Origin of the sequence: Streptomyces sp. NPDC051219 (genome assembly GCF_040682335.1) — a bacterium.
Taxonomy (GTDB): domain Bacteria; phylum Actinomycetota; class Actinomycetes; order Streptomycetales; family Streptomycetaceae; genus Streptomyces.
In genome coordinates, this window is sequence record NZ_JBFBAS010000021.1 from 53,624 (window position 1) to 71,583 (window position 17,960).

17 protein-coding genes and 1 pseudogene are annotated in these 17,960 nt (G+C 70.2%); 5 read left to right on the forward strand and 13 right to left on the reverse strand.

Annotated features, from left to right (window positions below; genetic code table 11):
- Positions 1-2 precede the first annotated feature (2 nt).
- From gatC to AB0M62_RS22810, 5 genes are all read right to left on the reverse strand, one after another.
- The gene (gatC, locus tag AB0M62_RS22790) at positions 3-299 is read right to left on the reverse strand and encodes an Asp-tRNA(Asn)/Glu-tRNA(Gln) amidotransferase subunit GatC (protein WP_366076115.1); all 297 of its coding nucleotides are present in this window, start codon (positions 297-299) and stop codon (positions 3-5) included.
- Positions 300-407: 108 nt separating this feature from the next.
- Positions 408-2,594: a bifunctional diguanylate cyclase/phosphodiesterase gene (locus AB0M62_RS22795; protein WP_366076116.1), complete on the reverse strand. Its 2,187-nt coding sequence runs from the start codon at positions 2,592-2,594 to the stop codon at positions 408-410.
- Positions 2,595-2,834: 240 nt separating this feature from the next.
- A complete protein-coding gene (ligA, locus tag AB0M62_RS22800; protein ID WP_366076117.1) occupies positions 2,835-5,018 on the reverse strand; it encodes an NAD-dependent DNA ligase LigA in 2,184 nt (727 codons plus the stop codon).
- A 58-nt stretch (positions 5,019-5,076) separates the two neighbouring features.
- Positions 5,077-6,075 carry a methionine synthase gene (locus AB0M62_RS22805; RefSeq protein ID WP_366076118.1) on the reverse strand — a complete coding sequence of 333 codons (999 nt, stop codon included), beginning with the start codon at positions 6,073-6,075 and terminating at the stop codon, positions 5,077-5,079.
- Positions 6,072-6,770, reverse strand: coding sequence for an SDR family oxidoreductase (locus AB0M62_RS22810; protein ID WP_366076119.1), 699 nt, complete (start codon positions 6,768-6,770; stop codon positions 6,072-6,074). Before AB0M62_RS22810 ends, AB0M62_RS22805 begins: the two co-directional genes overlap by 4 nt.
- A gap of 52 nt (positions 6,771-6,822) precedes the next feature.
- Between AB0M62_RS22810 and AB0M62_RS22815 the strand changes: the two genes are divergently transcribed.
- Positions 6,823-7,146 carry a DUF427 domain-containing protein gene (locus tag AB0M62_RS22815; RefSeq protein WP_366076120.1) on the forward strand — a complete coding sequence of 108 codons (324 nt, stop codon included), beginning with the start codon at positions 6,823-6,825 and terminating at the stop codon, positions 7,144-7,146.
- 125 nt (positions 7,147-7,271) lie between these two features.
- On the opposite strand, the gene AB0M62_RS22820 is transcribed toward AB0M62_RS22815, so the two are convergent.
- Positions 7,272-7,742 (reverse strand): helix-turn-helix domain-containing protein, encoded by a 471-nt coding sequence (locus AB0M62_RS22820; RefSeq protein WP_366076121.1) that lies wholly within the window; start codon positions 7,740-7,742, stop codon positions 7,272-7,274.
- A 128-nt stretch (positions 7,743-7,870) separates the two neighbouring features.
- On the opposite strand from AB0M62_RS22820, the gene AB0M62_RS22825 reads away from it, so the two are divergent.
- Entirely contained in the window at positions 7,871-8,230 is a 360-nt protein-coding gene (locus AB0M62_RS22825; RefSeq protein ID WP_366076122.1) for a DUF1304 domain-containing protein, read from the forward strand.
- Between the two features lie 220 nt (positions 8,231-8,450).
- Here AB0M62_RS22825 and mnmA read toward each other — a convergent pair whose 3' ends face one another.
- Positions 8,451-9,572 carry a tRNA 2-thiouridine(34) synthase MnmA gene (gene mnmA, locus AB0M62_RS22830; RefSeq protein ID WP_366076123.1) on the reverse strand — a complete coding sequence of 374 codons (1,122 nt, stop codon included), beginning with the start codon at positions 9,570-9,572 and terminating at the stop codon, positions 8,451-8,453.
- Positions 9,573-9,634: 62 nt separating this feature from the next.
- Here mnmA and AB0M62_RS22835 point away from each other — a divergent pair, with 62 nt between their 5' ends.
- Complete coding sequence (locus AB0M62_RS22835; RefSeq protein WP_366076168.1) at positions 9,635-10,294, forward strand: N-acetylmuramoyl-L-alanine amidase; 660 nt, start codon at positions 9,635-9,637, stop codon at positions 10,292-10,294.
- Between the two features lie 28 nt (positions 10,295-10,322).
- Here AB0M62_RS22835 and AB0M62_RS22840 read toward each other — a convergent pair whose 3' ends face one another.
- Positions 10,323-11,486 carry a cysteine desulfurase family protein gene (locus AB0M62_RS22840; RefSeq protein ID WP_366076124.1) on the reverse strand — a complete coding sequence of 388 codons (1,164 nt, stop codon included), beginning with the start codon at positions 11,484-11,486 and terminating at the stop codon, positions 10,323-10,325.
- A gap of 165 nt (positions 11,487-11,651) precedes the next feature.
- Between AB0M62_RS22840 and AB0M62_RS22845 the strand changes: the two genes are divergently transcribed.
- Together AB0M62_RS22845 and AB0M62_RS22850 are read left to right on the forward strand one after the other, a co-directional pair.
- Positions 11,652-12,065, forward strand: coding sequence for an ester cyclase (locus tag AB0M62_RS22845; protein ID WP_366076125.1), 414 nt, complete (start codon positions 11,652-11,654; stop codon positions 12,063-12,065).
- A 61-nt stretch (positions 12,066-12,126) separates the two neighbouring features.
- Positions 12,127-12,860 (forward strand): annotated as a pseudogene (locus tag AB0M62_RS22850) (alpha/beta fold hydrolase).
- A gap of 92 nt (positions 12,861-12,952) precedes the next feature.
- On the opposite strand, the gene AB0M62_RS22855 reads toward AB0M62_RS22850, so the two are convergent.
- The 5 genes from AB0M62_RS22855 to AB0M62_RS22875 are packed head-to-tail and all read right to left on the reverse strand — an operon-like array spanning position 12,953 to position 17,958.
- Entirely contained in the window at positions 12,953-13,810 is an 858-nt protein-coding gene (locus AB0M62_RS22855) for a thioesterase family protein (protein ID WP_366076126.1), read from the reverse strand.
- 46 nt (positions 13,811-13,856) lie between these two features.
- Positions 13,857-14,519, reverse strand: coding sequence for a trimeric intracellular cation channel family protein (locus AB0M62_RS22860; protein ID WP_366076127.1), 663 nt, complete (start codon positions 14,517-14,519; stop codon positions 13,857-13,859).
- Positions 14,520-14,537: 18 nt separating this feature from the next.
- Positions 14,538-15,854, reverse strand: a complete 1,317-nt coding sequence (locus AB0M62_RS22865; RefSeq protein ID WP_366076128.1) for a dipeptide ABC transporter ATP-binding protein — start codon at positions 15,852-15,854, stop codon at positions 14,538-14,540.
- An 11-nt stretch (positions 15,855-15,865) separates the two neighbouring features.
- The gene (locus tag AB0M62_RS22870) at positions 15,866-16,963 is read right to left on the reverse strand and encodes an ABC transporter ATP-binding protein (RefSeq protein ID WP_366076129.1); all 1,098 of its coding nucleotides are present in this window, start codon (positions 16,961-16,963) and stop codon (positions 15,866-15,868) included.
- Positions 16,960-17,958 (reverse strand): ABC transporter permease, encoded by a 999-nt coding sequence (locus AB0M62_RS22875; protein WP_366076130.1) that lies wholly within the window; start codon positions 17,956-17,958, stop codon positions 16,960-16,962. The genes AB0M62_RS22870 and AB0M62_RS22875 overlap by 4 nt, the downstream gene beginning before the upstream one ends.
- Positions 17,959-17,960 lie beyond the last annotated feature (2 nt).

The window sequence follows — 17,960 nt, forward strand, 5'->3', positions numbered from 1 at the left end:
GATTAGTCCTCCCCCAGGATCTGCGGCACCTTGAAACGCTGCTGCTCCTGGGCGGGGGCGCCGGAGAGCGCCTGCTCGGGGGTGAGCGACGGACGGACCTCGTCCACGCGCATGACGTTCGTCAGCGGCAGCGGGTGGGAGGTCGGCGGTACGTCTTGGTCGGCTACCTCGGATACGCGGGCGACCGCGCCGATGATGTCGTCGAGCTGTCCGGCGAAGTGGTCGAGCTCTTCGGCCTTCAGCTCCAGACGCGCCAGCCGAGCGAGGTGGGCGACCTCCTCGCGCGTGATGCCAGGCATGCAGCGATCCTCTGGGGGTGGTGAGTGTGAGTGTGTAGGTTTCGGGCCCAATCCTATGGGGCCCGGCCCCGTACCAGCGAAACGGTTTCCCCGGCGGGCGCCGCCCCGCTAGTTCACCACGTGGCCGGACGGCGTGTCCGCATCCTCCTGGGCGGGGTCCACGGCCGACGCGGCGGCGGACGCGGCCGCCAGTTCGGCCGGGCGGCGCCACCCGTGTACACCGCGGGCCAGCAGCCAGGCCGTCGCCTCGTCCGGAGGCATCGCGGCGGCGACGAGCCATCCCTGGACCGCGTCGCAGCCCAAGTCGCGCAGGCGCTCCCAGGTCTCGTCGTCCTCGACGCCCTCGGCGACGACGAGCAGGCCGAGCGAGTGGGCCAGGTCGACCGTGCACCGGACGATCTCGGCGTCCTCGGTGTCGACCGCCAGCCGGGCCACGAACGAGCGGTCGATCTTGAGCTCGCTGACCGGCAGCCGGCGCAGATGGACCAGGGACGAGTACCCCGTTCCGAAGTCGTCCAGGGACATCTTCACGCCGTGGCCGGTGAGGGCGGCCAGCGTGTCGGCAGCCCGCTGCGGGTCCTCCAGCAGCACGTGCTCCGTTATTTCCAGCTGGAGGGCCCCGGCCGGGACCCCGTGACGTGCCAGCCTCGCCGCCACCCCACCCGCGAAGCCCGGGGTGTGGACGTCGCGGGGCGAGACATTCACGGCCACCGGTACGAACAGCCCCTGCGCACGCCACCGCGCGACCTGGGCGAGCGCCGTCTCCAGGACGTACTCGGTCAGGTGCGGCATCAGTCCGGAGGACTCGGCTATGGCGATGAACTCGTCGGGCGAGACCCGGCCCCGCTCCGGGTGTACCCACCGTACGAGCGCCTCCAGCCCGGCGACCTGTCCGTCGAAGCGGACCTTGGGCTGGTAGTGGAGCTCGACCTCGCCCGCGTCGAGGGCCCGGCGCAGATCGCCCAGCAGGCCGAGCCGGTCGGGAGTGTTGCTGTCTCGCTTGGACTCGTAGACCTCGACGCCCGTGCGGTCCCGCTTGGCCTGGTACATCGCCACGTCCGCGCGGCGCAGCAGCCCCTCCGCGTCGAGTGCGTGGTCGGGAAAGACGGCCAGGCCGGCGCTGGCCTCCAGGACGAGGGTCAGTCCGTCCAGGTCGAGCGGGGAGCTGAGCTCCGCGACGAGGTGACGGGCGACGCGCTGCGCACTGGTCGTGGAGTCGGCGGTGGGCAGCAGTACGGCGAACTCGTCGCCGCCCAGCCGGGCCGCCTCCGCACCGCGGGGCAGAGCCAGTTGGAGCCGCTCCGCGATCTGGAGCAGCAGCCGGTCGCCGGCCAGATGCCCGAGCGTGTCATTCACGGAGCGGAACCGGTCCAGGTCTATCAGGACGAGGGCGGACCGGGAGCCGATCCGCTCGGCCTCGTCCAGCGCCGACCAGGTCCGCTCCAGCAGCCACTGCCTGTTGGGCAGCCCGGTCAGGGGATCGCGCAACTGCTCCTCCGCTCGCGCTCTGGCGATCCACAGCGTGGAGTCCAGGGCGATCAGCGGGACGGCGAAGAGCGGGAGCAGCACCGGCAGGGACACGGCGACCACGCATATCAGCGGGGTGATGCCGAGCAGGGCGCCGGCGACGAGGCCCTGCCTGAGCAGCGCGGTGCGGGCGATGGTGGGCAGTCCGCCGCCGTGCTGCGCGAGGGAGTACCAGAGGAGGACCCGGGTGACGCCGAGATACGCGGTCGCGGCCAGCGTCACCTGGGGCACCGCGGCTATGCCCCAGTCCAGCGGCTGCCAGGGCTGCTCCACGGTGGGTATGACCCCGAAGGCCGCCAGGACCAGCGCTCCCGCGCCGATGCCCAGTATGTCCACCGCGCCGTGCAGTAAGCCGAGGCGCCAGCGGCGCCTGCGGGCCACGCCGACCAGCACGACGACGGCGAGGCTGACCAGCCCTGCGGGCAGCCATCCGTACAGCAGGAGTACCGCGAGAGTGAGAGCCGCGCCGGAGCCGGTGCCGCCCCACCACCTGCCCCGGCCGAGGGCCACCAGGTGGCCGACGATGATCCCGGTGAGGAGAGCGAAGGACCAGCCGACGGCCGAGTCGGGGAACAGGGAGTGCCCGTCGCGGAGTGTGCTGAGGACCCCGCCGGCCAGCACGAGGCCCGCCACCGCCACGACGACGCCGGGCAGGGCCAGGCTGAACCGGTCCGTTCCGTCTTCCGCAGTCTCTTCCGGGGGCCTGGGTACCAGGCCCCCGAACCTGCGCAGCCGTGAATCCCGGGCAGCGCTCTCGGTCGGTTTCATGCCCGTCCCTCTCACAGCCGGCGGTGCCCGTGCCACGTGGTGGCCCCGTTGTCATGCCACCACAGCTGAATGCCCACCACACAGCCGTGCACGACAGGCGCACCCCTCAACAGTAGGCCGCGAAAGGCGTCAACGGGCAGCGGTCGGCGGGGGTTGCCCGAATGCGACCCGGCCACCCTTATCCCTCTGGTATGCGTCGAACGGGTGATGTCCGCCCCCCTTTACGCCTCGCCGGCCCGGCTACTCCTCGGTGGGCACGGCCGCTTCGCGCGCGGCGTCGGGGCCTTGTGCCAACAGGACGGCGAAGCCCTCCTCGTCGAGGATGGGCACCTTCAACTGCACCGCCTTGTCGTGCTTCGAGCCGGGACTGTCACCCACCACAACGAAGGAGGTCTTCTTCGAAACGGAACCGGTCACTTTCGCTCCCAGGTTCTGCAGCACCTCTTTCGCGCCATCTCGCGTGTGGTTCCGCAGCGTGCCCGTCACCACCACGGTCAGACCCTCCAGCGGGCGCGGCCCTTCGTCCTTCCAGCCCCCCTCCTCCTCCATCCGGACCCCGGCCGCCCGCCACTTGCGGAGAATCTCCCGGTGCCAGTCCTCCGCGAACCACTGCTTGAGCGAGGCCGCGATCGTGGGACCGACGCCCTCGGTGGCCGCGAGTTCCTCCTCCGTCGCCTGCTCGATGCGGTCCAGCGACCGGAACTCCCTGGCCAGCGCCTCGGCGGCGACCGGGCCCACATGGCGGATGGAGAGGCCGGTGATGATCCGCGCCAACGGGCGCTCCTTGGCGGCCTGGATGTTCTTCAGCATCGCCAGGGTGTTGGACTTCGGCTCGCCCTTCTGGTTGGCGAAGAAGGTGACGACCTTCTCCTCGCCCGTCCTGGGGTCCCGCTTGGGCAGTCCGCTGTCCTGGTCCCGTACGTACGACCTGATCGGCAGCAGCTGCTCCACCGTCAGGTCGAACAGGTCGCCCTCGTCCCGCAGCGGCGGCTCGGCCGGCTCCAGAGGCTGCGTCAGCGCGACCGCCGCGACATAGCCGAAGTTCTCGATGTCCAGGGACTTGCGGCCGGCGAGGTAGAAGAGGCGCTCACGCAACTGCGCCGGGCAGGAGCGGGAGTTGGGGCAGCGGAGGTCGATGTCGCCCTCCTTCATCGGCCGCAGCTCCGTACCGCACTCGGGGCACTCGGACGGCATCACGAACTCCCGCTCGGTGCCGTCCCGCAGATCGACGACCGGGCCGAGGATCTCCGGGATCACGTCGCCCGCCTTGCGCAGCACCACGGTGTCGCCGATCAGGACGCCCTTGGCCTTGACCACGGCCTGGTTGTGCAGGGTGGCGAACTCGACCTCCGAGCCCGCCACCTTGACCGGCTCGACCTGGGCATAGGGCGTGACCCGGCCGGTGCGTCCGACGCCCACGCGGATGTTCACCAGCTTGGTGTTGACCTCCTCCGGCGCGTACTTCCAGGCGATCGCCCAGCGAGGCGCCCGCGAGGTGGAGCCCAGCCGCCCCTGGAGCGGGATCTCGTCGAGCTTGACGACCACACCGTCGATCTCGTGCGCGACGGAGTGCCGGTTCTCGCCGAAGTACGCGATGAACTCCCGCACTTCGTCGAGCGAGCCGACCACCTTGTTGTGATGGGCGGTCGGCAGGCCCCACTCCCGCAGGAGCTCGTAGGCCTGCGAGAGACGGTCGATCTCGAAGCCCTCCCGGGCGCCGATACCGTGCACCACCATGTGCAGAGGGAGCGTGGCGGTGACTTTGGGGTCCTTCTGCCGCAGCGAACCGGACGCGGAGTTCCGCGGGTTGGCGTACGGCTGCTCGCCCGCGGCCACCCGCCGGGCGTTGAGCTCCTCGAACTTCTCCATCGGGAAGTAGACCTCGCCGCGGATCTCCACCAACGCAGGAATCCGGTCACCCGCCAGACGGTCCGGGATCTCCGCGATCGTCCGGACGTTGGGGGTGATGTCCTCGCCGGTGCGGCCGTCCCCGCGGGTGGCGGCTCGCGTCAGCCGCCCGTGCTCGTAGGTGAGGTTCACCGCGAGGCCGTCGACCTTGAGCTCGCACAGGAAGTGGTACTTCGACGTACCGACCTCGCGGGCGACACGCTCGGCCCACGCCGCCAGCTCCTCCCCGTCGAAGGCGTTGTCGAGGGAGAGCATCCGCTCGCGGTGCTCGACCGCGGTGAATTCCGTCTCGTACGCGCCGGCGACCTTCTGGGTCGGCGAGTCGGGCGTCCTGAGCTCCGGATACTCCTCCTCCAGAGCCTCCAGCGAGCGCAGCAGCTCGTCGAACTCCGCGTCGCTGATGACCGGCCGGTCCTTCACGTAGTAGCGGAAGCGGTGCTCCTCGACCTGCTCAGCGAGGAGGGCGTGCTTCTCCCGTGCCTCCGAAGGCACCGCTGCGTCCTGTTCGCCAGCCACCGTCTGTCCTCCCGTTCGACCAGTCTTCCTTCGCGTCCCCTTGCACGCGCTCAGCCCGTCACTCAGGGTTGTCCGCGAGGGACCGCGCTGCCCGGACGCAGTGCGCGAGCGCCGCGCGGGCGTAGGCGGGCGAAGCGCCCGCCAGCCCGCACGTCGGAGTGATCACCAGCGACTCGGCGAGAGTTCCCGGCGACAGCCCCAGCCTGCGCCACAGCGTCCTGACACCCATGACGCTACCGGCAGGGTCGGACAATGGACTGTCGGTCCCGGGCACGATTCCCGCGAAGAGTTTCGTGCCGCCCTCCACCGCTTCGCCGACCGCTTCCTCGTCACGCTCGGTGAGTACTCCGAAGTCGAACGACACTCCCGCCACGCCGGCTCGCCTCAAAAGCGCGAACGGCACGTCCGGCGCGCACGAGTGCACGACCACCGGGCCGCCCTCGCTCGCGCCGATGACCTCGCGCAGCGTCGCTTCGACGACCTGACGGTCCACCGCCCGGTACGTCCGATATCCGCTGGCGGTCCCGACCCGGCCGCTCAGCACGGCCACGAGGGACGGCTCGTCGAGCTGGAGGACCACCTCCGCGCCCGGTACCCGGCGCCGCACCTCCGCGAGATGGGACCGGAGCCCCTCGGCCAGGGAAGCGGCCAGGTCCCGGCAGGCGCCGGCGTCCCCGAGGGCCGCCTCGCCGCCGCGCAGTTCCAGCGCGGCGGCCAGGGTCCACGGGCCGGCCGCCTGCACCTTGAGCGGGCCTTCGTACCCCTGGGTGTACTCCTCCAGCGCGTCGAGGTCCTCGCCCAACCAGGACCGGCCGCGACGGGTGTCCCGCCCCGGCCGGTCGCTGATCCGCCAGCCGCTGGGTTCCACATGCGCGTACATGTCGACGAGCAGGCCGATGGTCCGCCCGATCATGTCCGCGCCGGGGCCGCGTCCGGGCAGCTCCGGCAGGAACGGGAAGTCCTCGAAGGACCCCGTGACGGTCTTCGCGGTCTCACGCGCGTCGCCCCCGGGCATCGATCCGACACCCGTGGCCGCGCCCCACATGATCTCGTTCATCGTCCGGGCCGCACCATCAGGTCGGTGACCTCCGCGTCGCGCGGCAGGTCGAGGGCCATCAGAATCGTCGTGGCGACCGACTCCGGATCGATCCAGCGCGCCGGGTCGTACGCCTTGCCCTCCTGGGAGTGCACCTTGGCCTGCATGGGGCTCGCGGTGCGGCCCGGGTAGACCGACGTGACGCGGATGCCGTTCGGCTTCTCCTCCTGGCGCAGCGAGTCGGCGAGGGCCTTCAGCCCGTGCTTGGACGCGGCGTAGGCGCCCCACTCGGCGTGAGCGGCAAGACCCGCACCCGAGTTGACGAAGACCACATGGCCCTTGCAAATGCGCAGTTGGGGCAGCAGGAGGCGGGTGATCTCCGCCGGGGCGATCAGGTTCAGATTGAGTTGCTGGTGCCATGTCTTCGGCCGCAGATCGCCGATCGGGCCGAGGTCGACGATTCCCGCGATGTGCAGCAGCGAGTCGACCCGGTCCGGGAGGGACTGGTGGGAGAAGGCCCAGGACAGGCGGTCGGGGTCGGCCAGGTCGCCGACGAGAGTGCGCGCGCCCGGGAAACGGGCGGCGAGCTCCTTGGCCCGGCCGGCGTCACGGGCCAGCAGGACGAGCTCGTCGCCGCGCTCGTCGAGCCGACGCGCGACGGCGGCGCCGATCCCTGAACCTGCACCGGTGATCAGATGGGTAGCCATACCGGCCATGCTCGCATCACCGGCGGGGAAGAAGTCCGCCCGGCCAGGTGCTGACGTCCGTATGACTCATGGACACCGCATCACCATCGAGCCGGGCACGCAACATGTTCGCGTCGTACGAGACGGGCAGGTCCTGGCAGAAAGCCGGCGGCCACTGCTGTTGCGCGAAACGGGATGCCCGGTGAGGTACTACCTTCCGCCGGAGGACGTCCGCACCGATCTGCTGTCGCGCTCGGACACCCACACCCACTGTCCGTTCAAGGGCGACGCCGACTACTGGTCGGTGTCCGGCGGGGCGGACCTCGTATGGGCGTACCCGGACCCGAAGCCCGACGCCGCGGCGATCAGGGACCACTTCTGCTTCTACGACACCGAGGTCGTCTGATCCCCCTGACGGCTGCGACCGCCGACGCGTGGACCTGCGGAGCCCCCGGCCTGGCCGGGGGCTCCGCGCTCTCCACGCCGAGTCCTCCCGGGACTCGGACCCCCGGGGGCGCCCGGAGGGTCCGGTCAATTCGCCGCAGCGCTCGATTCCGGAGACCCCAGCGACCCGGGAAGGACAAGCGTCCGCATCTCGACCGGGTCGCCACATGCGTCACAGCTCACCACCGGCTGGAGCGGCGCACCGCAGATGTGAGCGAGGGGCGGCCGCGCCTCGGGCGCGCCCGGTGCCCAACGGCGGCCCCAGTCCATCAGCGCAAGCAGCGCCGGAGCGAGCTCCGCGCCGGCTTCGGTGAGGTGGTACTCGTCGCGCGGCGGCCGCTCGCTGTAGCGGACCTTCCGAAGGACACCGGCGTCGACCAGGGTGCGCAGCCGGGCGGCGAGGACGTCACGGGGGGCACCGGTGTGGTGCACGATCCCGTCGAAGCGGTGGACTCCGTAGCAGACCTCACGCACCGCGAGCATCGCCCACTTCTCACCGACCACCCCGAGGGCGGATGCGAGTGAGCACTCGCGGGGGCTCACCGTTCTCTTCGCCATAGGACCCAGCGTAGTTCCTTCAGCCAGGTGGATTGGTCTTTCCAACCGTGCACCTCTAGGGTCGGGCAAATGGGTTGGCTTTCCCAACCCAACCCAACCCAACCCAACCCCTCCCGACTGGAGCCTCCATGCACACCGCCGCCGTCGTCCTGGTCGCCCTGGTGGCCGCGATCCACCTCTGCATCCTGGTGCTGGAGATGTTTCTCTGGAGTACGCCGAAGGGCCGCGCGACCTTCGGCACGACGCAGGAGTTCGCCGCCGAGTCCGCCCCGCTCGCCGCGAACCAGGGGCTCTACAACGGCTTTCTCGCGGCGGGACTGGTCTGGGGCCTCGTCGAGCCGGAGCCCACCGGCACACACGCCCAGGTCTTCATCCTGAGCTGTGTGATCGTCGCCGGCGTCTACGGCTGCCTCACCGTGTCGCGGCGCATCCTCTTCGTCCAGTCGGTGCCGGCGGCGGTCGCGCTGGCGCTGGTACTGACGGCGTAAGCCCTGTACCGCGCGCCGGTACCCCGACCGCACCCGTATGACGCTGCGCAACCGCGGCGAGCCGAGCGGCTTCGCCGCGATCGGCGCGGGGGGTGATGGCCGCGGCGATGCGGCGGGCGAACCGCAAGGACCTGGCGGCCCTGAAGAAACTGCTGGAGGCCCGAGCCGGGTAGGCACCCGGGGCCCGGGCCGGGCCGGCGCCCGGCGTACGGCGTACGGCTCAGACGGCCGCGGCAGCCCGCTCGGTCGTCGCGATGGTCGCCGAGCCGACGACCCGGGTGCCGTCGTAGAGCACGATGGCCTGGCCCGGCGCCACACCCCGTACCGCCTCACCGAAGGTGACCCGGAGCTCGCCCTCGACCAGCTCCGCCGACACCTCGGTCTCGCCGCCGTGCGCACGCAGTTGTGCTGTGTACGTACCGGGGCCGGCGGGGGCCGCGCCGCACCACCGGGGCTTGATCGCCGTCAGCGCGGTGACGTCCAGCGCCTCCACCGGGCCCACCGTGACGGTGTTGTTCACCGGCGAGATGTCGAGTACGTAGCGCGGCTTGCCGTCCGGCGCGGGGTGGCCGATGCGCAGGCCCTTGCGCTGGCCGATCGTGAAGCCGAAGGCACCGTCGTGCGTGCCGAGCCTGGCGCCGGACTCGTCGACGATGTCGCCCTCCGCCTTGCCGAGCCGGTCGGCCAGGAAGCCCTGGGTGTCGCCGTCCGCGATGAAGCAGATGTCGTGACTGTCCGGCTTCTTGGCGACCGCCAGGCCGCGGCGCTCCGCCTCCGCGCGGATCTCGTCCTTGGTGGTGAGGGTGTCACCGAGCGGGAACATCGCGTGCGCGAGCTGCTTCTCGTCCAGCACGCCGAGGACGTACGACTGGTCCTTGGCCATGTCACTGGCCCGGTGCAGCTCGCGGGTGCCGTCCTCGTTCAGCACCACCGTCGCGTAGTGGCCGGTGCAGACCGCGTCGAAGCCGAGCGCGAGCGCCTTGTCCAGCAGCGCCGCGAACTTGATCTTCTCGTTGCAGCGCAGGCACGGATTCGGTGTGCGGCCGGCCTCGTACTCCGCGATGAAGTCCTCGACCACGTCCTCACGGAACCGCTCGGCCAGGTCCCACACGTAGAAGGGAATGCCGATGACGTCCGCGGCCCGGCGGGCGTCGCGCGAGTCCTCGATCGTGCAGCAGCCCCGCGCGCCGGTCCGGAAGGACTGTGGGTTCGCGGAGAGCGCGAGGTGGACACCGGTGACGTCGTGGCCGGCTTCGGCGGCGCGGGCGGCGGCGACGGCGGAGTCGACACCGCCGGACATGGCGGCGAGGACACGGAGGGGGCGCTGCGGAGTCTGAGTCATAGCACCAAACAGGGTACGTGCCCCGGGGAACTGATCGCTCGGGAGTAACCGTTGTGGATCGCATGGGCAGAGTGGGCAAGGACACGGGCCGCGGAATCAGCCGACGGGTGCTGCTGTTCGGCGGCCTCGGTGCGGCGGCCGGCACCGCCGTGCTGGCGAGGGACGAGCTGAAACGTGCCTGGTGGCAGGTGCCGGGAATCGACAAACCGCGCAAGGAGGGGGAGCTGGACCACACCGGCGCGGAGTGGACGGCCGCCTCCTCCGCGAACTGGCGGCGCGCGGACCGGCCCGCCGACTACACCGTCGACCGGGTGGTGATCCACGTCGTGCAGGGCAGCTTCCCGATCGCGCTCAAGGTGTTCAAGGACCCGCGGCACGGCGCCGCCGCGCACTACGTCGTACGCAAGGACGGGCACATCGCCCAGATGATCCGTGAGCTGGATGTGGGGTACCACGCCGGAAACCGGGACTACAACCAGCGAAGCATCGGCATCGAGCACGAGGGCTTCGTGGACCGGCCCGCTTCCTTCACCGACGCGATGTACCGCTCCTCCGCGCGGCTCACGGCGGGGATATGCGCGCGGTACGGGATACCCGTCGACCGGGAGCACATCATCGGGCACGTGGAGGTCCCCGGAGCCGATCACACCGATCCCGGCCCGCACTGGGACTGGGACCGCTACCTGAAGCTGGTGGCGGAAGCGCGCAAGGTCCTCGGCTGAGACAGGTGGGCGGGGACTGCGAGAGACCCTAGGTCAGCCCAGCCGTGCGGGCCCGATCCACCGCCGGGCCGATCGCTTCGGCGACAGCGTCGATGTCCGCCTTGGTGGACGTGTGGCCGAGCGAGAAACGAAGCGTGCCGCGGGCCAGGTCCGGATCCGTTCCGGTGGCGAGGAGGACGTGGCTGGGCTGGGCCACTCCCGCCGTGCAGGCCGAGCCGGTCGAGCACTCGATGCCCTGGGCGTCCAGCAGGAGCAGCAGGGAGTCGCCCTCGCAGCCCGGGAAGGTGAAGTGCGCGTTCGCGGGGAGCCGGTCGTCCGGGTCGCCGCCGAGGATCGCGTCCGGAACGGCGGCGCGTACTGCCTCGATCAGTTCGTCGCGCAGGCCGCCGACCTCCCGGACGAACTGCTCCCGCCGTTCGGCGGCCAGCACCCCGGCCACCGCGAAGGCCGCGACCGCGGGCACGTCCAGCGTGCCGGAGCGCACATGCCGCTCCTGGCCGCCGCCGTGCAGCACCGGGACGGGGCTGTACTCGCGGCCCAGCAGCAGAGCGCCGATGCCGTACGGACCACCTATCTTGTGGCCGCTCACGGTCATCGCCGCAAGCCCCGAATCCGCGAAGTCCACCTCGAGCTGCCCCACCGCCTGCACCGCGTCGGAATGCATCGGTACGCCGAACCGGCTTGCCACGGCAGCCAGTTCGTGGACCGGCTGGACCGTGCCGATCTCGTTGTTGGCCCACATCACGGTGACCAGTGCCACATCGTCGGGGTTCCGCTCGATCGCCGCGCGCAGCGCTTCCGGGTGCACCCGGCCGTACGGGTCGACCGGCAGGTACTCCACCGTCGCGCCCTCGTGCTCCCCGAGCCAGTGCACCGCGTCGAGCACGGCGTGGTGCTCGACGGGACTGGCCAGCACCCGGGTCCTGGCCGCGTCGGCGTCCCGGCGTGCCCAGTAGAGCCCCTTGACGGCGAGGTTGTCCGCCTCGGTGCCCCCCGCGGTGAACACCACCTCGCTCGGCCGCGCCCCGAGCGACTCGGCGAGGGCCTCGCGTGCCTCCTCGACAGTACGGCGCGCCCGGCGCCCGGCAGCGTGCAGAGAGGAGGCGTTGCCGGTGACGGCGAAGTGGGCGGTCATCGCCTCGACCGCCTCCGGCAGCATCGGAGTGGTCGCGGCGTGGTCGAGGTAGGCCATGGTGGTCACGATTCTACGAGTCACGGCGGGGGCGCAGACCCGGCGCGGGGGTGCATCCGGTCCACGGTGCCCGTTGTGTTCCAGGACTTGACTGCCGTAAGCCCCGTGCCATCCTGAAATGAGCCCGCGGCCGGACGTCCGCACGAGCCCCCCACGGAGGGCGACATGCACAACATCGCCACACACAAGGCCATGACGCGCGCGTTCAACGAGCGCGACTGGGACACGGTGACGCGCCTGCTGCATCCGGACGTGACGTACGCCGACCAGGCCCGCGGCACCACGGCCAAGGGCGCGCAGGAGTCGCTGGCGCACATGCAGGGGTGGGTGAACGCGTTCTCGGACGCCCGCGCCGAGCAGATCCGCTACATCAACGGCGGCGACACCACGATCGCGCTGTTCCAGGGCCGTGGCATCAACGACGGTCCGCTCGGCGGCAGCCGGCCCGCGACGCACAAGCGGATGGACGTGCCGTTCTGCGAAGTCCTGCACTACGACGAGCACGGCAAGATCATCGATGGTGCGGTCTACTACGACGCGCTGACGCAGCGAATACAGCTCGGCCTGGCCGAACCGTAGCCCGCCCCGGGGCTCCGGGCGGCCTCGACCGGCCGATCGGCCAATCGTTAACCTGGCGATCATGACCGGCTGGGTGCTGGACCGCTCGTTCGCAAGCTCCTCGGGAGAGATCCGTTGGGCCTTCCTCGGTGCCGCGGTCGGGCGCCGGTCGTCCTGATGCACGGGACACCGTTCTCCTCCTACGTATGGCGTTCCGTCGCCCGCGCGCTCGCGCAGGACCACCAGGTGTTGGTCCGGGACATGCCCGGCTACGGCGCTTCGGAGAAGTCGGCCGGCCAGGACGTCTCGCTGCGAGCCCAGGCCCAGGTCTTCACGGAGCTCTTCGCGCACTGGAAGCTCGATCAGCCATCCGTCGTCGCGCATGACTTCGGAGGTTGTGTGGCGCTGCGCGCGCACCTGCTGCACGGCGCGGGCTACCGCCACCTCGCCCTCGTCGATCCGGTCGCACTCGCGCCCTGGGGCCCGCCCGCCTATCAGCTGCTCGGCGGCCGCGCCCATGTCTTCGGGAAACCGCCGGCCGCGCTGCACCGTGCGCTGGTACGGGAGTACGTGAGTTCCGCGAGCCACCCGGGCCTGCATCCGGCGGTCCTGGACCGGCTGGTCGACCCGTCCCCCGTATTCATCTGCTGGGGCGCGCAGGACAACTGGATCCCGGTGGCGAGGGGACATGAGCTGGCCAGGCTCGTGTCCGGAGCCGCGCTGCGACTCATGGAGGGCGCGGGGCGCCTGGTCCAGGAGGACTCACCGGCCGAACTGTCCGCCGCGCTGGACAGGTTCCTGCGTTCGGGCCGATGAACGCCCCAGGGGCGGACGGGCCCCTGCGGCGTTACGGGCCCCAGGGATCGCGAGAGCCCGAGGGACGGTACGGGCCCGGGGGCGTCACGGGGTCAGCGCGGTGCGCGGGCCAGCTGCCGTGACTGGGCCACCAGGTGGTCCGCGCTGTCCCAGACCTCGGCGTCCTCCTCCAGGAACCCGCCCGCCAGGTTGCGCGTGGTGATGGAGATCCGCAGCGGCCCCGGCGCCGGGCGGCGACGGATGTGGGTGGTCAGCTCGACCGTCGGAACCCAGCCCTTGAGGCCCAGTTCGAAGGCGGTCGGCGGCAGCGCGTCCACGGCGAGCAGCAGCGAGAAGGGGTCGGCGTCACGGCCGTCGGCCAGCCCGAACCAGGCTCGCATCTCGCCCTTGCCGGACGGCGCGCCCACGGCCCAGCCGGCGGTAGCGGGGTCGAGCTTCAGCCGTAGCCGCTCGGTGATCGCGGAGCTGCCGGGGATGGCGGCGGGGCCGTCCTCGGGGCCGAGGCAGTGCTCATAGGCGGGCATGACCGGCGCGGTCGCCGTCGTCCGTACGTCGTCGGTGAGCCTGTTCAGGTCCCCGTAGGAGGCAAGGACGCGGATCCGCTCGACCTCGGCGCCGTTCTCGTCGAGCTGGAACAGGGAGGCCTCGCCGGTGGAGAGGGTTCGTCCCGCACGGACCACCTGGGTACGGATGACCGCGGGGCCCGGGTGCGAGGGGGTGAGGTAGTGCGCCGAGACCGTGAACGGGTCGGGGTGCGGCAGCGCGTCGCCGAGGGCACGGCCGAGCAGGGCGAGGAGATAGCCGCCGTTGACGGCGTGGATGATCGTCCAGCCCGGTGAGAGCTCCGCGTCGTAGACGCCCGGTTCGCCGGGACCGCGCGGGACGACGGTGGTGTCGCGGTCGAACTCGCTATCTCCGACCGTTGCCTGAATCTCAGCTGCCTGTGCCATGGGATGCACGCTACACCTGACTGCTACTAAGCGGTAGCTTTCTCTTTCAGCCGGTCTCTTCGACGGTTGCCGAGCGCCGGTTCCATGCGCGCGGCGCGCGCCAGTGGAAGCGCATCGCGAGTAGCCGCAGTACGAATGCCGTCACCACGGCGAGTCCGCTGGTCAGCCCGTTGAGCGCGTCGAATCGAATGCACAGGGCGACCATCGCGGCGCCCATCATGGCGGGCACGGCATACAGGTCGCGGTCCCAGCGCAGCAGCGACGGCACCTCGTTGGCGAGCACATCCCGCAGCACGCCACCGCCCACGGCGGTGGCCAGGCCCAGGGCCGCGGACGCGGTGAGGCCGAGTCCGTACTCGTACGCCTTGGTGGTTCCCGTCACGCAGAACAGGCCCAGCCCGGCCGCGTCGAAGACATTGACCGCGCCGTTGATCCGCTCGACGTGCGGATGCAGGAAGAAGACAAGGGCCGCGGCCAGCAAAGGGGTCAGGAAGTACCCCAGGTCCGTGAAGGCGGCCGGCGGCACGGCCCCGATGATCAGATCACGGAACAGCCCTCCGCCCAGCGCGGTGACCTCCGCGAGCACTGCGATGCCGAAGACATCGAAGTTCTTGCGTACGGCGAGCAGTGCACCGGAGATCGCGAAGACGAAGATCCCGGCGACGTCGAGCCCGTGCTGGACGGAGGGGGAGAAAAGTTCGTGGAACACCCGGCAATTGTGCCGGGTCTACTCCTTGCCGATTTCCTTCCCGGTGCCGGGCACCTGGCCGGGGGCGGCCTCACCGGGATGAGCCGCGTCGGGGGCAACCGCGGTGCCGGCGTCCGCCGGCTCCGGCTTCACCGCCTCGGCGGCCACCGACGCCGACTCCGATTCGGTCCGGCGCTCCACGTCGGCCTCGACCTCGGACTCGACCACGAACTTGCCCTCGGCAGGTCCCGGTTCCGGCTTCTTCGACACGTCGACGATCTCGATCCTCTCCCGCGCCTCCGGCAGAATCGCGTCTCCAGGAACCTGGTCCGGAGCGTTCTCCGGGTGGTGGCAGGCCACCTGGTGACCGGTTTGCAGCGCCAGCAGCGGCGGTTCCTGTGTCTTGCAGACCTCCGTCGCCTTCCAGCACCGGGTGTGGAACCGGCAGCCGCTCGGCGGCGAGATCGGCGAGGGGACGTCGCCCTTGAGCAGGATGCGTTCGCTCTTCACGCCACGTCGACGGGGATCCGGCACCGGCACCGCCGAGAGCAGCGCCTTGGTGTACGGATGCATCGGCGACTCGTACAGCGACTTGCGGTCGGTCAGCTCGACGATCTTGCCGAGGTACATCACCGCGATGCGGTCGGAGACGTGCCGGATGACCGACAGGTCATGGGCGATGATCACGTACGTCAGTCCCAGCTCGTCCTGGAGGTCGTCCAGCAGGTTCACCACCTGAGCCTGGATCGACACGTCGAGCGCCGAGACCGGCTCGTCCGCCACGACGAGCTTCGGCTTCAGCGCGAGCGCCCGGGCGATACCGATGCGCTGACGCTGGCCGCCGGAGAACTCGTGCGGGTAGCGGTTGTAGTGCTCGGGGTTGAGGCCCACCAGGCTCAGGAGCCGCTGGACCTCCTTCTTGATCCCGCCCTCGGGCGTGACGCCCTGCAGCTTGAACGGGGCGCTGACGATCGATCCGACCGTGTGTCGGGGGTTCAGCGAGCCGTAGGGGTCCTGGAAGATCATCTGCACGTCCCGGCGCATCGGGCGCATGCCCGCGACACCGAGGTGCGTGATGTCCTTGCCCTCGAACTCGATCTTCCCTCCGCTGGGTTCGAGCAGGCGGGTGATCAGCCGGCCCATCGTCGACTTGCCGCAGCCGGACTCACCCACTACGCCCAGGGTCTCCCCGGGACGTACGTCGAAGTCGAGGCCGTCGACCGCCTTCACGGCGCCGACCTGCCGGCGGAGCACTCCCTTGGTGATCGGGAAGTGCTTGACCAGCCCGGACACCTTGAGCAGCGGTTCGGGCGAGCCGTCCGCCTGCTGGGGGATTGTCACGTTCGTCTCCGGCACAGCCTGGTCCTTCACAGCTTCGGCGCAATCTCTTCGGTCCAGATCCGGGTCCGGTCCTCCTGTGACATGTGGCAGGCGGAGAAGTGCCGGCTGCCGACTTCACGGAGGTCGGGACGCTGGGTCCGGGTGATCTCGCCCTTGGGTACATCGGCGTACGGGCAGCGCGGGTGGAAGGCGCAGCCGCTCGGGATGTTGATCAGGCTGGGCGGGGAACCCTTGACCGGAATGAGGCGTTCGGTCTGGTCGCGGTCGATTCGCGGCATCGAACCCAGCAGGCCCCAGGTGTACGGGTGCTGGGGCTCGTAGAAGACCTTCTCGGCGGGACCGCGCTCGACGCACCGGCCGCCGTACATCACCAGGATGTCGTCGGCCAGTTCGGCGACCACCCCGAGGTCGTGGGTGATGATGATGACCGCGGAGCCGAACTCCTTCTGCAGATCCCGGATCAGGTCGAGGATCTGCGCCTGGACGGTGACGTCCAGGGCGGTGGTCGGCTCGTCCGCGATCAGCAGTTCGGGGTTGTTGACCAGCGCCATCGCGATCATCGCGCGCTGGCGCATACCGCCCGAGAACTCGTGCGGATAACTCTCGACCCGCTTGTGCGGCTCGGGAATGCCCACTCGGTCGAGCAGTTCGACGGCCCGCTTGAGGGCGACCTTTTTGTCCACCTTGTTGTGGACCCGGTAGGCCTCGCTGATCTGCTTGCCGATGGTGAAGTACGGGTGCATCGCGGACAGCGGATCCTGGAAGATCATCGCCATGTCGCGACCGCGCAGACGGCGTACCTCGTCCGGATCGGCCGACAGCAGTTCCTTGCCGTTCAGCCAGATCTCACCGGACAGGTGGGCCTTCTGCCGGCCGTACTGGCCGACTCGGTGGAGGCCCATGATGCCGAGCGAGGTCACCGACTTGCCGGAGCCGGACTCGCCGACGATGCCGAGGGTCTTGCCCTTTTCCAGCTGGAAGGACAGGCCGTCGACGGACTTCACCAGGCCGTCGTCGGTCGGGAAGTGCACCTGGAGGTCGCGCACCTCGAGGAAGGCGGTGGACGGGACCGAGCCCGCGGAGACGGGCTCGCCGACGGCGCCGGTCTTCGTCAGATCGGTCATGAGAGCCTCACTCGGGGGTCGATCACTGCGTACATGAGGTCCACGACGAGGTTGGCGAGGACGACGAAGAAGGCCGCGATGAGGGTGACCCCGAGGATCACCGGCAGGTCGTGGTCGCTGATCGCCCTCACGGCGTTGTAGCCGAGGCCGTGCAGCGAGAACGTGTACTCGGTGAGAACCGCGCCGCCCACCAGCGCTCCGAGGTCCAGGCCGAGGACGGTCAGGATCGGGGTCATGGTCGAACGCATCGCGTGCTTGCCGATGACCACGGGCTCCGTCAGGCCCTTGGCGCGCGCCGTACGGATGTAGTCCTCGTTGAGGACCTCGAGCATGGTGGCCCGGGTGAGGCGGGCGTACATCGCGGCGTACAGGAAGGCCAGACTGACCCACGGCAGCACCATGCCGTTGAACCACGTCACCGGATCCTCGCCGAATTCCGTGTCCGGACGGCCGAACCAGCCCAGCTGGTCGGAGAAGAGCGCCAGGGCGAGCATGCCGGTGAAGTAGATCGGCAGCGAGACACCGCTGAGGGCGATGCCCATCACCGAACGGTCAAGTGCGGTACCCCGCTTGAGAGCGGAGATGATGCCGGCGGTGATGCCGCCGACCACCCACAGCACGACGGCACCCGCGGCGAGCGAGAGGGTGACCGGCAGCCACTCGAGCAGAAGCGGCCAGACCTCCTGCTCGGTCTTGAACGAGTACCCGAAGCAGGGCGCGGCGCATTGCGTGACGTCGGAACCGTTGGCGTACGTACGACCCGCCACCAGTCCGACCACGAACTTGCCGAACTGGACCAGGATCGGGTCGTCCAGGCCCATCTTCTGCCTGATGCCCTCGATGGCGGCGGGGTCGGACTGCTTACCGACGAAGTACAGCGCCGGGTCCGTCCCGATCATCTTGGGGAAGAGGAAGAAGATTCCGAAGGTCACCAGAGTGATGACCATCAGCATGACGACGACGGCGAAGATTCGCCTGATGAGATATGCAAGCACTG

What these genes read in the sequence shown, in the direction of transcription:
- gatC (WP_366076115.1), bottom strand. Translation starts at nt 299, where the DNA reads ATGCCTGGCATCACGCGCGAGGAGGTCGCCCACCTCGCTCGGCTGGCG.
- AB0M62_RS22795 (WP_366076116.1), bottom strand. Translation starts at nt 2,594, where the DNA reads ATGAAACCGACCGAGAGCGCTGCCCGGGATTCACGGCTGCGCAGGTTC.
- AB0M62_RS22805 (WP_366076118.1), bottom strand. Translation starts at nt 6,075, where the DNA reads ATGAACGAGATCATGTGGGGCGCGGCCACGGGTGTCGGATCGATGCCC.
- AB0M62_RS22810 (WP_366076119.1), bottom strand. Translation starts at nt 6,770, where the DNA reads ATGGCCGGTATGGCTACCCATCTGATCACCGGTGCAGGTTCAGGGATC.
- AB0M62_RS22815 (WP_366076120.1), top strand. Translation starts at nt 6,823, where the DNA reads ATGACTCATGGACACCGCATCACCATCGAGCCGGGCACGCAACATGTT.
- AB0M62_RS22820 (WP_366076121.1), bottom strand. Translation starts at nt 7,742, where the DNA reads ATGGCGAAGAGAACGGTGAGCCCCCGCGAGTGCTCACTCGCATCCGCC.
- AB0M62_RS22825 (WP_366076122.1), top strand. Translation starts at nt 7,871, where the DNA reads ATGCACACCGCCGCCGTCGTCCTGGTCGCCCTGGTGGCCGCGATCCAC.
- mnmA (WP_366076123.1), bottom strand. Translation starts at nt 9,572, where the DNA reads ATGACTCAGACTCCGCAGCGCCCCCTCCGTGTCCTCGCCGCCATGTCC.
- AB0M62_RS22835 (WP_366076168.1), top strand. Translation starts at nt 9,635, where the DNA reads ATGGGCAGAGTGGGCAAGGACACGGGCCGCGGAATCAGCCGACGGGTG.
- AB0M62_RS22840 (WP_366076124.1), bottom strand. Translation starts at nt 11,486, where the DNA reads ATGGCCTACCTCGACCACGCCGCGACCACTCCGATGCTGCCGGAGGCG.
- AB0M62_RS22845 (WP_366076125.1), top strand. Translation starts at nt 11,652, where the DNA reads ATGCACAACATCGCCACACACAAGGCCATGACGCGCGCGTTCAACGAG.
- AB0M62_RS22855 (WP_366076126.1), bottom strand. Translation starts at nt 13,810, where the DNA reads ATGGCACAGGCAGCTGAGATTCAGGCAACGGTCGGAGATAGCGAGTTC.
- AB0M62_RS22870 (WP_366076129.1), bottom strand. Translation starts at nt 16,963, where the DNA reads ATGACCGATCTGACGAAGACCGGCGCCGTCGGCGAGCCCGTCTCCGCG.